The sequence below is a fragment of the Vibrio sp. 1F255 genome, assembly GCF_041439145.1.
In the GTDB taxonomy this organism is placed as follows: Bacteria; Pseudomonadota; Gammaproteobacteria; order Enterobacterales; family Vibrionaceae; genus Vibrio; species Vibrio crassostreae_C.
This window is the reverse complement of sequence record NZ_JBGONQ010000057.1, coordinates 1-13,851: the sequence shown is the minus strand read 5'-3', so window position 1 is coordinate 13,851 and position 13,851 is coordinate 1. Positions and strand designations below refer to the sequence as shown.

General features: G+C 46.4%; 7 protein-coding genes. 5 read left to right on the top strand and 2 right to left on the bottom strand.

The features are described from left to right. A partial coding sequence (locus ACED41_RS20875) for a VCBS domain-containing protein (protein ID WP_371725611.1) occupies positions 1 to 5,284 on the bottom strand: 5,284 nt, incomplete at its 3' end. Positions 5,285 to 5,517: 233 nt separating this feature from the next. Between ACED41_RS20875 and ACED41_RS20870 the strand changes: the two genes are divergently transcribed. The 5 genes from ACED41_RS20870 (at position 5,518) to ACED41_RS20850 (ending at position 13,091) form a co-directional block, all read left to right on the top strand. Beyond that, the gene (locus ACED41_RS20870; RefSeq protein WP_371725610.1) at positions 5,518 to 5,982 is read left to right on the top strand and encodes a hypothetical protein; all 465 of its coding nucleotides are present in this window, start codon (positions 5,518 to 5,520) and stop codon (positions 5,980 to 5,982) included. A 99-nt stretch (positions 5,983 to 6,081) separates the two neighbouring features. Continuing rightward, positions 6,082 to 7,524, top strand: a complete 1,443-nt coding sequence (locus tag ACED41_RS20865; RefSeq protein ID WP_371725612.1) for a TolC family protein — start codon at positions 6,082 to 6,084, stop codon at positions 7,522 to 7,524. A gap of 11 nt (positions 7,525 to 7,535) precedes the next feature. Next, positions 7,536 to 9,275, top strand: a complete 1,740-nt coding sequence (locus ACED41_RS20860; protein WP_371725609.1) for an efflux RND transporter periplasmic adaptor subunit — start codon at positions 7,536 to 7,538, stop codon at positions 9,273 to 9,275. Continuing rightward, positions 9,272 to 12,415, top strand: coding sequence for an efflux RND transporter permease subunit (locus tag ACED41_RS20855; protein ID WP_371725608.1), 3,144 nt, complete (start codon positions 9,272 to 9,274; stop codon positions 12,413 to 12,415). The genes ACED41_RS20860 and ACED41_RS20855 overlap by 4 nt, the downstream gene beginning before the upstream one ends. A gap of 106 nt (positions 12,416 to 12,521) precedes the next feature. After that, on the top strand, positions 12,522 to 13,091 hold the full coding sequence (locus ACED41_RS20850; protein ID WP_371725607.1) for a cupredoxin family protein: 570 nt from the start codon (positions 12,522 to 12,524) through the stop codon (positions 13,089 to 13,091). A 126-nt stretch (positions 13,092 to 13,217) separates the two neighbouring features. Here the strand turns inward: ACED41_RS20850 and ACED41_RS20845 are convergent, their stop codons facing one another. After that, positions 13,218 to 13,475, bottom strand: coding sequence for a hypothetical protein (locus ACED41_RS20845; RefSeq protein ID WP_017078262.1), 258 nt, complete (start codon positions 13,473 to 13,475; stop codon positions 13,218 to 13,220). Between the last annotated feature and the right edge of the window lie 376 nt (positions 13,476 to 13,851).

Genomic DNA, 13,851 nt, shown 5'->3' with positions numbered 1-13,851 from the left:
CAGTCTCATCCACACTGACTGTTGCGGTACTGACTGTCGCTGCATCGTTAGTGCCGTTAATCGTCACTTTGATGGTTGACGGTGTGCCATCAACCGACGATACCGTAAAGGTCTCTTCGATCTTGTCGCCGACATTCAATTGATTAAACGCGCTGTTGGCAGTGAAGCTCCAGTGACCATTGGCATCAATAGTCAGGTTACCGTTGGTGCCTGAAATAGAATCCGGCTGGAAAGCATTGTCTGGGTTATCTACGTCGGTACTGGTTAGGGTGCCTGAGGTTGTTACCGCTTTGTCGGTTTCATCGATGGCGACGGTCGCACTACTGACAGTAGCGGCGTCGTTAGTGCCGTTAATCGTCACTTTGACCGTTGACGTTGTGCCATCAATAGACGATACAGTGAAGGTCTCTTCGACTTTATCGCCGACGTTCAATTGATCAAACGCACTGTTGGCGGTGAACACCCAATGACCATTAGCACCAATGGTGAGGTTGCCGTTGGTGCCAGTAATCGAATCCGGTGTGAATGCGTTATCTGGATTATCCACGTCGGTACTGGTGAGAGCTCCTGATGTCGTTACCGCTTTATCGGTTTCATCGATGGCAACGGTCGCGCTACTGACAGTAGCGGCGTCGTTAGTCCCGTTAATCGTCACTTTTATGGTTGACGGTGTGCCATCAATAGACGAGACAGTGAAGGTTTCTTCTATTTTATCGCCGACATTTAATTGATTAAACGCGTTGTTGGCTGTGAATGTCCAATGACCATTAGCGTCAATAGTCAGGTTACCGTTGGTGCCTCCAATGGAATCCGGTGTAAATGTATTATCTGGGTTATCGACGTCGGTACTGGTCAATGTTCCTGATGTTGTTACCGCTTTGTCGGTTTCATCGATGGCGACGGTCGCACTACTGACAGTAGCGGCGTCGTTAGTCCCGTTAATCGTCACTTTGACCGTTGACGTTGTGCCATCAATAGACGAGATAGTGAAGGTCTCTTCGACCTTATCGCCGACATTCAATTGATTAAATGCACTGTTGGCGGTGAAGACCCAATGACCATTAGCATCAATAGTCAGGTCACCGTTGGTGCCTGAAATAGAATCCGGTGTGAATGCATTATCTGGATTATCCACGTCAGTACTGGTCAACGTTCCTGATGTCGTTACCGCTTTGTCAGTTTCATCCACACTGACCGTTGCGGTACTGACCGTCGCTTTATCATTGGTGCCATTAATTGTCACTTTGATCGTTGACGCTGTGCCATCAATAGACGAGACAGTGAAGGTCTCTTCGATCTTGTCGCCGACATTCAATTGATTAAACGCGCTGTTAGCGGTGAATACCCAGTGACCATTGGCATCAATGTTGAGGTCGCCATTTGTGCCTGCAATGGAGTCTGGAGTGAACGCATTGTCTGGGTTATCTACGTCGGTACTGGTTAGGGTGCCTGAGGTTGTTACCGCTTTGTCGGTTTCATCGATAGCGACGGTCGCACTGCTGACAGTAGCGGCGTCGTTAGTGCCGTTAATCGTGACTTTGATCGTTGATGGGGTGCCATCGATGGAAGAGACCGTAAAGGTTTCCTCAACTTTATCGCCAACATTTAACTGATTAAATACGTTGTTGGCGGTGAATGTCCAATGGCCATGGGCGTCGATGTTTAGGTTGCCGTTCGAGCCAATTATTGAATCAGGTGTGAAAGTGTTATCTGGATTATCCACGTCAGTACTGGTCAACGTTCCTGATGTCGTTACCGCTTTGTCAGTTTCATCCACACTGACCGTTGCGGTACTGACTGTCGCTGCATCGTTAGTGCCGTTAATCGTCACTTTGATGGTCGAAGGTGTGCCATCAACAGACGACACAGTGAAGGTTTCTTCGACTTTATCACCAACGTTTAGTTGATTAAACGCGCTGTTGGCGGTGAATGTCCAATGGCCATTGGCATCAATAGTCAGGTCGCCATTGGTGCCAGTAATCGAATCCGGTGTGAATGCGTTATCTGGATTATCGACGTCGATACTGGTTAGCGTGCCTGAGGTAGTTACCGCTTTGTCAGTTTCATCCACACTGACCGTTGCGGTACTGACCGTCGCTTTATCATTGGTGCCATTAATTGTCACTTTGATCGTTGACGCTGTGCCATCTACAGACGAGACAGTGAAGGTCTCTTCGATCTTGTCGCCGACATTCAATTGATTAAACGCGCTGTTAGCGGTGAATACCCAATGACCATTAGCATCGATAGTCAGGTCACCGTTGGTACCTGAAATGGAATCGGGTGTGAAGGTATTATCTGGATTATCCACGTCAGTACTGGTGAGGGTACCTGAAGCTGTTACCGCTTTGTTAGTCTCATCGATGGCAACGGTCGCGCTGCTGACAGTAGCTGCGTCATTGGTGCCATTAATCGTCACTTTGATGGCCGACGGTGTGCCATCAACGGAAGAGACGGTAAAGGTTTCTTCGACTTTATCGCCGACGTTCAATTGATTAAACGCACTGTTGGCGGTGAATGTCCATTGGCCATTAGCACCAATGGTGAGGTTGCCGTTGGTGCCAGTAATCGAATCCGGTGTGAATGCGTTATCTGGATTATCCACGTCGGTACTGGTGAGAGCTCCTGATGTCGTTACCGCTTTGTCAGTTTCATCGATAGCGACGGTCGCACTGCTGACAGTAGCGGTGTCGTTAGTACCGTTGATTGTCACCTTGATAGTGGACGGTGTTCCATCAACAGACGACACCGTGAAGGTTTCTTCTACTTTATCGCCGACGTTTAACTGATTAAACGCGCTGCTCGCGGTGAACACCCAATGACCATTAGCATCGATAGTCAGGTCACCGTTGGTACCTGAAATAGAATCCGGTGTGAATGCATTATCTGGATTATCCACGTCAGTACTGGTCAACGTTCCTGATGTCGTTACCGCTTTATCAGTCTCATCCACACTGACTGTTGCGGTACTGACTGTCGCTGCATCGTTAGTGCCATTAATCGTCACCTTGATGGTCGACGGTGTGCCATCAATAGACGAGACAGTGAAAGTCTCTTCGACTTTATCGCCGACGTTTAATTGGTTAAACGCACTGTTCGCGGTGAACGACCAATGACCATTGGCATCAATAGTCAGGTCACCGTTGGTACCGGAAATGGAATCGGGTGTGAAGGTATTATCTGGATTATCCACGTCAGTACTGGTTAGCGTACCTGAGGTAGTTACCGCTTTGTCGGTTTCATCGATGGCGACGGTCGCACTGCTGACAGTAGCTTTATCATTGGTGCCATTGATCGTCACTTTTATGGTCGACGGTGTGCCATCGATGGATGACACCGTGAAGGTTTCTTCGACTTTATCGCCGACGTTCAATTTATTAAACGCGCTGTTGGCGGTGAACGCCCAATGACCATTGACATCAATGGTGAGGTCGCCATTTGTGCCTGCAATGGAACCTGGCGTGAAGGTATTGTCTGGGTTATCCACGTCAGTACTGGTTAGCGTACCTGAAGCCGTTACCGCTCTGTCGGTTTCATCTATACTGACCGTTGCTGTACTGACCGTCGCTTTATCGTTGGTGCCATTGATATAAACATTAAGTTCAAATACCGATCCATCTTTTGTATGTATTTTAAAGCGCTCGGTTAGCGTGTCGCCATTATTCAGTTGTTCTATATTCGGATTGTTATTGTTAGCAATGTAAGACCAAGTGCCTTGACTCGTAAGTTTTAATTCGCCATAAGCCCCATGTAGATTCTCAGGCAAAAATGTTGATTCGTTGAAGTCTTTATCATCAACATGTAATTGACCGCCGGTATGTAAATGGCCATTTTGCACATTTACATCCTCATATATGGTTTTCCCCAGTCCCGAAGGAGGTGCACTAATATTTGCCTTTGAGGGGAGGTGTGGAGATTGACTGCTTACTACTGGATTATCATTAGTGCCTCTCACGTTGATAGTTACGTTGTGAGGTGTGCCATCGGCAGAGTGAACAGTGACGATGTCTGTCGCAGTTGAACCTTGGCCAAGTCTTTGAACTACTGGGTTATTGTTGTCTAAACTGTATGTCCACGCACCGTCTTTGGTGATGCTTAGCGTACCGAAATTACTAGTCACTTGTGAGGCTTGAAAGTGGTCCTCTCCAAGATCAGAGTCCGTTACCGAAAGCTGCCCTTGAACTTGTGTCGTTAAATCTTCAGTTAACGTGCCAGCATCCACACCCGTAATTACGGCATTGTCGTCGTTTCCGCCAATCGTCATATCGATCGTTTGAGGCGTGCCGTCTTTGGTGTGAATTGTGAAACTTTCATGCAGTGAAGTGGCTGCGGTTAAAGCTTGAACATTAGAGAGCGAGTTATCAACTTGATACTGCCAATGTCCATCAGCATCGATAGTTAATGAACCATATTTACCTGAGATAACTTCCGGCGTAACCGAACTTTCATTTTGGTCAGGGTCTATGACATCGATTTTGCCGTTCGCATGTAACAAGCCTTGTGAATCAATATTGTGATCTTCTGTTACCACACCTGTTAAGTCTCCAGAAATATTTGGCGTGTCTTGCTTACCTGTTACCGGTATCTGAACAATGATGCTCGAGCCATTAGATAGATGTAACGCAAAATGATCAGTACATGGTTGGTGCTGGTTTAACAGGATGTATTGAGGAGAATTTGGATTCAATACGAATGTGTATTGACCATTTGCATCAACATGAAGCTCTCCGTACGTACCTTTTATGACTTCTGGCATAAAGGTGACGGGTAAAGCGGGCGTCGTAGGCGCATTCGAATGAGTCGGCTGACCGTTACTCCCTGAGGAGATAGTCGGCATCGATACCGAAGGAATGTAATGGACTTGCGGGTGAGAAAGCGTCGACAAATGATGAGAAGGAACCAAGTGAGAGCTCGAACCATGGGCGGCATGACTTGCACTTAAGGTGGAGTTTACGTCGTTGTCACTCGCCTGAGCGTCTTGGAGAGCAACCGCTGATGAGTCCGCCTTGCTATGGTCATCGGTGACATCTTTTTCGGTCACGTTATTTGCGGTTACTTGATCTGCAGCGTCGCTGGAATTGTCTATACTTTCCGCAGCAGCGTGTTTAGCCAATGATGGCAAAATCATCATGAGTGACTGAAAAAGTGGGATATTCACTTTTAGATGTGAATGCAGTCTGCGCTTCTTTTTTTGTGTTGGTTTCTTTTGTTCTAGCTTGTTACTTTTCTTATTTTTGATTTCTGTATTTTTCTTGTTTGCTTCGACGTTTTTTTTGTTAGCCATTTTTATCATCCGTGAATCGTGGTTGCACTATCTTAAGTAAAATACACAGATAGAGGTTTCGCTAGCTAATTGGATAATTTTTAAAGAAAAAACTGCAAAGTCGAAGAATTATCTCATTTTGATGAAAGAGAGGATGAATACTTTTTCAACGGTCAGGTAAATATCGGCACAATGGCATTGACCTTACCCTAAGGGGAACGTTTATAGTTGCGTTGTAAATTCAAAGGTAAGCTATGACAAACACATTCCGAAAAACTTGGATTATTGTTTTCAGCATCATTGCGATGTTGATGTCTAGCTATGCCTCAAGCTCCTCAGCCTTGATGACTGAAGTAATGATGATGGAAATGGGGTCGAGCAAGTCGGCTTGTTACCACAGCGATACTTCGGTTAATGAATCAATGGCAGGGTGTCATGTGATGAGTGAAGAAGTACACGCTGAAGACTCTAACATGAGTGCCCATGCTTTGATGGCTCAATGCGATATGTCTTCAATGAGCGAAGACGGTAGCTCGATGATGGGTAACCATTGTTCGAGTGTCGATTGCTGTGCCTCAATGTGTTCTGCAAGTCCCTATCCAATTCAGGCTGTTCAAGCCGTTGATCAACTTTCCTTTTCATTAGCTCGTTTTCAATCGGTCACGATTGGCCAGAAAGTCGCACGCGCTCAATCTTTGCTACGCCCACCTTCCGCATAAATCTATATCTAAAAATACAGCTCTATCAGTTAGATAAATCTGATAAGCCATTCTTTTTTATGCGCTAATTAGCGCTAGATATGGACATTCATTGTGAATATGAAACCAACAACCTCTGTGTTTGTCATGAACACGAGCTTAGTGGTTGCTGCTGCCTTGCCTATGGCCTTGTTTTCAAGTGCTATGCTCGCGGCTACCACGGCGTCAGCTTCAAATGCTCAACACATTTCAGCACATGACCAAGCAAGCTCGACGCAGCAACTCAATACACTGATTGAGATTGCTTTAAGCGAAGATGGAAATCGCAAACAGTACTTTGCTCAGTCTCAAGCGATGCGAGAAACGGGCATTGCCAGCTCGACCTTAATGGACCCGAAATTGAAAGTTGGATTTGGCGGTTTGCCTGTCGATAGCTTTCAATTCGACGAAGACCCGATGACCAATATATCGGTAGGGCTGATGCAGCAGTTTGAGCGTGGCGATACGCTTAACCTCCAACAGAAAAAGGCAGGCCAGCAGGCTGATGCGTTAGCTTTGCAGGTGCACGCAAGAGAATTGACGGTTGCTAATAGCATGACGCAGCTTTGGCTTGAGTTGGGTTATCAGCAAAAGGCTGAGTCGGTGATTCGTCAAAATCGTCGTTTGTTGGTTGAGCTTGAAAACTATGTACAAACCAATTACTCGATTGGTAAAAGCGAAGCGCAAGATCTGCTTAATGCTCAGCTCCAAGTGAGCAAGCTTGATGAGAAACTTCAGGCAAACCAGCAGGTTCAGCGTCGTCTAATCTCTCAGCTTTCTGAATGGTTGGGTTCTGATTGGCTAGGCTCTCAGGTTCTTGATTCTCAGGGCACACTGAATGCAACTAACCAAATCGATTGGTCATTGTTGGAAAGCAAATTAGCGACCAATATCGATTCAACTAAACACTACCAGCTACTGACTGACCATCCTTTGGTTAAGATCTCCGATGTCAGTATTTCCTCCAATCAAACTCAGGTTGAGTTAGCCGAGCAAGCTTATACCCCGCAGTTTGGGGTGGAAGTGATGTATGCACACCGTCAAGCCAATAACATGGTGGGTGAACCAGCTTCTGATCTGGTAAGTGCTTATCTGACTGTCGACATCCCGCTGTTTACAGGGAACCGACAAGATAAAAACTTATCGGCTGCTCAGTATCAAGTTGGTGCGGCTAAATCTCAAAAAGACACCTTACTTTCCCAAATGAACGCGCAAGTGAATGCATTGCTGGTGGACAGATCAAATCTGATCCAGCGATTAGATCGCTATCAAACGTCCTTGCTTCCTCAAACCGCAGCGCGAATCAGCGCGGTTGAGAGGGGCTATCAAAACAATACCGCTCAGTTTAACGATGTCATTTTAGCAACGACCGATGAGCTGGCGCTTAAGTTAGAGCAACAACGTTTGATCACCGATCTCAACATCGTTAACAGCAAACTGGCGGCGTTAGTCAGTGGCTTTGAATACCAAGTAAACCAACCACAACTCAATTCAAGCGCAACTAAACACACAGCCAATCAATAAGGGAATAGACAATGAGTTCAGTAAAAGTAGCAACAATCGCTTTATTGGTCGGTGGTGCATTGGGTTTTGGTGTGAACCATTTTCTAATTAATCCAGCACATGACATGTCAGCAATGGCAACGAGTACAGGCGCAGATGTAAGTAAACAGGCCAAGGATGAACCTCTGTATTGGGTGGCTCCGATGGACCCAAATTATCAGCGAGACAAGCCGGGTCAGTCACCTATGGGGATGGATTTAATCCCTGTTTACGCGGATGACTCAAGTGGTGTTAAAGATGAGCCCGGTACCGTGTTCATTGATTCGTCGGTAGAAAATAATCTGGGTGTCAAAACAGCGAAAGTTAAGTTCGAAGCGCTATCTCCTCGGATTGAAACCGTGGGTTATGTGGCGTTCGATGAAAGTACATTGTGGCAAACCAACGTAAGAGCAGCTGGTTGGGTTGAGAAGCTCTACATCAACGCAGTGGGTGAGAAGGTAAACAAAGGTGATGTGCTTTTCACACTCTATTCTCCAGAGCTTGTTAAAGCACAAGAAGAGTTGATCAGTGCTTATAAAACGGGTCGTAAAGGTTTGATCAAGGGCTCGACTGAACGCTTAATTACCTTGGGTGTTGATAAGACTCAAATCCGCGCTATTACGCGCAAAGGCAAAGCCTCGCAAACCATTGAAGTCAAAGCGCCAGCCGATGGTGTCATCGCAAGTCTGAATATCCGAGAAGGTGGTTACCTTTCACCTGCACAAGCGGTGATCAGTGCTGGTCCATTAGGCGAAGTATGGGTTGATGCTGAGGTGTTTGAGCGTCAAGCGCACTGGATCTCGTCAGGCAGCAATGCGGTGATGACTCTAGATGCCATTCCCGGCAAAGAGTGGGTGGGTAATGTTGATTACGTTTACCCAATCCTTGACCCAAAAACTCGAACCTTGCGCGTTCGTTTGAAGTTCTCCAATCCAAATGGCGAGCTTAAGCCAAATATGTTTGCAAATATTGCGCTGAAACCCATTAGTGATGAAGCGGTTCTTACTATCCCAAGATCTTCGGTGATTCACTCCGGTGGTATGACTCGAGTGGTGATGTCAGAAGGTTCTGGCAAGTATCGCTCTGCTCGTATTGAGGTTGGTCGTGAAGCTGGCGAAAAAATAGAGGTGCTTCAAGGGCTAGAGCAAGGTGAGAGTATTGTCACTTCTGCACACTTCATGTTGGATTCTGAATCGAGCCAATCAGCTGATCTGTCACGCATCAATGGTGTTGAGGAAGAAGCGGAAACCGTATGGGCAAACGGTGAAATTTCCGATGTTATGCAAGGCAGCCGTATGGTGACGATTAACCATCAGCCTGTTCCAGAATGGGATTGGCCGGGCATGGTGATGAATTTCACCTTTGTGGAAGGCTTGGACATGAGTGACGTGCAACGTGGTAAGGCAATTGACTTTGAGATGAGAAAGACAGAGTCAGGGCAATACGAGGTTGTTGATTACAAGGTCAACAAACACAAGATCGCCGGCGAAGTTTGGGTAACGGGTGACATTACCATGTTGATGGCAGATTTTGGCATGATCACTGTAAAACATCAGCCAGTCCCTGAGTGGAATTGGAAAGCGGGTGAAATGAATTTCCAAGCCAGTGATGACCTTGATTTATCTGAGTTTGCCGAGGGTCAAACCATTCGGTTTCTAGTGGCGAAGCAAGGTTCTGATTATGTGCTCAAATCTCTCGAACCGACGAATAGCACGGGTGAGGGCGAACTATGATCAATGCAATCATTCGCTGGTCTATTAGCAACCGCTTCTTAGTGTTGGTTGCTACTGTAGCCATCGTATTTGGCGGCTTATACAGCGTTAAAAATACACCTGTCGATGCCATTCCTGATTTGTCAGATGTTCAGGTGATCATCAAAACCAGTTATCCGGGGCAAGCCCCACAAGTGGTCGAGGATCAGGTTACCTATCCATTGACCACCGCCATGTTTGCTGTACCGGGTGCTGAAACAGTTCGTGGCTACTCGTTCTTTGGTGATTCCTATGTCTATATCATCTTCAATGACGATACCGATATGTACTGGGCGCGTTCACGAGTGTTGGAGTACTTAAGCCAAGTTGCACCTAACTTGCCATCGAGTGCCAAGCCAACACTAGGGCCAGATGCAACCGGTGTGGGCTGGGTTTACAGCTACGTGTTGCAAGATAAAACCGGTCAGCATGACTTAGCGGAACTTCGTAGTTTGCAAGATTGGTTCTTGAAGTATGAATTGCAAACTGTAGAAGGCGTGTCTGAAGTGGCGACCGTTGGCGGCATGGTGAAGCAGTACCAAGTACAGATTGATCCTGCCAAGTTACGTGCATATGACCTGACGCTTCAGCAAGTCAACAAGGCAATCCAAGATGGTAATCAAGAAACAGGAGCGTCTGTTGTTGAGATTGCCGAAGCCGAACACATGGTTCGCACCACGGGTTACCTTACAAGCATCGAAGACATTCAATCTTTGCCGTTAAAAGTGACAGACAAAGGTACTCCGCTGCTATTAGGTGACATTGCTGACATTAACCTTGGCCCACAAATGCGTCGTGGTATCTCGGAACTCAATGGTGAGGGCGAGGCGGTTGGCGGCGTTATCGTGATGCGCTTTGGTGAAAATGCCAGTGAAGTGATCGACTCGGTTAAATCCAAACTCGCTGAACTGCAAGCTGGCTTGCCTGATGGTGTTGAGATTGTCGCGACTTATGACCGTTCGACTTTGATTGATTCAGCCGTTGAAAACGTTTGGAAGAAGCTGGCTGAAGAGTTCATCGTGGTCGCCGTGGTGTGTGCGCTGTTCTTGTTCCATATCCGCTCATCACTGGTTATCGCACTAAGCCTGCCTGTTGGTATCTTGGGTGCATTCATTGTGATGCATTGGCAGGGTATTAACGCCAATATCATGTCTCTTGGCGGTATAGCGATTGCGATTGGCGCCATGGTGGATGGTGCCATCGTGATGATCGAGAACGTTCATAAACACATTGAACGGACTCCGCTCACTGACAAAAACCGTTGGCAGGTGATTGGTAAGGCAGCAGAAGAAGTTGGCGCACCGCTGTTCTTCTCTCTGATTATCATTACCTTGAGTTTTGTGCCTGTGTTCGCGCTAGAAGGGCAAGAGGGCAAGATGTTCTCGCCACTTGCATTTACCAAGACGTATGCAATGGCCGCTGCAGCCGGTTTGGCTATCACGCTTGTTCCTGTGCTAATGGGTTACTTCATTCGCGGCAACGTGTTACCTGAACACAAAAACCCAGTAAACCGAAGCCTAGTGGCGATGTATAAACCGCTTCTGAACCTCAGCCTCAAGTATCCCAAGGTGATGATTGTTATCGCACTTGGCTTAATGGCGTCTGCTTATTACCCAACCAGTAAGCTTGGTAGTGAGTTCATTCCTCCTTTGGATGAAGGGGATTTGATGTACATGCCAACCACGTATCCGGGCATCTCAATTGGTAAAGCGCGTGAGTTGTTGCAACAAACCAACAAACTCATCAAAACCATTCCAGAAGTCGAAACCACGTGGGGCAAAATTGGTCGAGCAGAGACAGCAACCGATCCTGCGCCACTGACTATGATTGAAACGGTTATTCAGCTTAAACCGCGAGATCAGTGGCGTGACGGTGTCACTACGGAGTCTCTGCGTAAAGAGTTTGATGATCTGATTCAATTCCCCGGTTTGACCAATGCTTGGGTCATGCCAATCAAAACGCGTATCGACATGTTGGCGACCGGTATCAAAACGCCAATTGGTATCAAAATCGCAGGCCCAGATCTGAGCGTGATTGAGGATATTGGCTCTCAACTTGAACCCATCCTCAACAGCGTCAGTGGTACGGCTTCTGTCTACGCTGAGCGTGTTGCGGGTGGTCGTTATGTGACGATAGACATCAAACGCCGTTCTGCTGCGCGATATGGCTTGAGCATTAAAGAAGTGCAACAGGTTATTTCGACTGCGGTTGGTGGCATGAACGTGGGCGAAACCGTTGAGGGACTAGAGCGTTATCCAATCAATGTTCGTTATCCACAAAGCTATCGTGATTCTGTCGTTAAGCTGCAGAACCTGCCGTTAGTGACACCAAATGGAGCGCGAATTGCTTTGTCTGATGTCGCGGATATTCGCTATGAAGATGGGCCACCAATGATTAAGACGGAGAACGCGCGTCCTAATGGCTGGGTGTTCGTTGACATCGAAGGTCGCGACCTTGGTTCTTATGTGGCAGAGGCGCAAAAAGTCGTTACAGATCAAATCGTCTTGCCTGCCGGATATTCACTGGCATGGTCTGGTCAATACGAATACATGGAGCGCGCCAAAGAACGTTTAAGTGTCGTTGTGCCAATTACCATCGCCATCATCATGTTATTGCTCTACCTCAGCTTCCGCCGTGTCGGTGAGGTGATGATGATTATGCTGACATTGCCACTCGCGATGGTTGGTGGCCTATGGCTGATGCATGTCCTCAATTACAACTTCTCGATTGCGGTGGGTGTGGGCTTTATCGCCCTTGCCGGGGTAGCTGTTGAGATAGGCGTCATTATGTTGGTCTACCTAAACCAAGCATGGCACTACAAAAAATTGGATGCGGAGCAGAACCAGCAAGCACTTCAGAGTGAAGACTTAACGGATGCGATTCGTGAGGGCGCAGGACTGCGTGTTCGCCCAGTGATGATGACGGTACTTACTGTGATTATTGGCCTCATTCCAATTATGTATGGCGAGGGAACGGGCTCTGAAGTGATGCAGCGAATTGCTGCGCCGATGATAGGCGGAATGGCGTCTGCACTACTGCTTACTCTACTGGTGTTGCCTGCAATCTTTAAGCTCTGGAAACAACGTGAGATCACGCGCAGCCAAAACGAGACAAACAAATAACGTATTGATTATTAGCCCTTACTTACCAATACAGAGTGGGTAAGGGCGTACCACATGAACATGTGAAACTAACAAATAAATAACTGAATTAATCTAAGGAACGATCATGAAAAAGACACTTATTGCGATTGCACTGACGTTAACTACTGCAACGGCTTTTGCTGAAATGGACCACTCAGCTGTTGACCATTCAAGCATGGATCACTCAATGATGAAAAATGGGGAGATGGATCATTCAAAAATGGATCACAGCATGATGAAGGATGGAAAGATGGACCATTCGATGATGAATATGGAAGGTATGTCTGAAGTGGGTATGCCAGCGACAGGCGCAAAGCCGGATAAAGTAGTTCATGTTCTGCTAAGTGACGATATGAAAATCACATTTAGGAACAAGGTTGATATTGAGCCAAACGACGTGGTGCAGTTTGTTGTGATGAACACAGGCAAGATTGATCACGAATTCTCGATTGGTTCTGCTTCAGAGCAATTAGAGCACCGTGAAATGATGAAAAATATGGGTAATCACGCTCATGACTCGGGTAGCACAGTTACGGTTAAGCCGGGTAAAGCGAAGCAATTGTTGTGGCATTTCCATGGTGATAATAACGTAGAGTTCGCGTGTAATATTCCTGGTCACGCTGAAGCGGGTATGGTGAAGTCGTTAACGCTTTAGACGTTAATCAATAGCGCTTTGTTGAATTAGAAATTCAATGAGGGCTAGAAAATTAAAGACAAGTCTTAACTTATACCTAAAGCGCTTTGCTGTGAGGGATTCGCTGAGGCTTATCTTTATTCATAGTCACTGTAGCAAGATAGAAGTTTCAAGCAGGTGGTGTGCTTCGCCGCTCAGGTGCGGTAGCTCTGCCATGATCTTTTTAAACTTGTCATCGATTGACTCTGCTTCATTCAGCGATCGAAAAGCCAGTACAGCCTGTTCAGGCTCGCTGTTCACATAACCTTTCAATGTATCTAGCTGAATTTTGTTCGCATTTTCGACTTTTGACAGTGCGACATTAATTGCATCGATGTTTATTGTTAACTCATTGCTTTTAAACATTTTTTATTATTTATGGGTTGTTGCTAATGCGCGCACATTAACACAACTGTTTTTTCGGATATTGACCAAGATTATTAAATTGGAACAATTTTGAAAATCATCAAAAAAGCTAGGCTGCAATATGTGATGGGAAAGGTTTAAGAAATTCGAAGCGATTTAAGGAGCTAATAGCGCTAGCTGCTTAATTAGCGTTGGTTGGTCAATCTAGACTTAACAAAATAGGCTTAAGCTATATGGATCAATGCTTATAGATTTAACGAGCGGAGAAGTTTTTTGAATAGGGTGTCGCTGGAAGAAAACATGTAATGACACTTAAGGATAAGTTGGAGCGTGCAGCGGGAATCGAACCCGCATCATCAGCTTGGAAGGCTGAGGT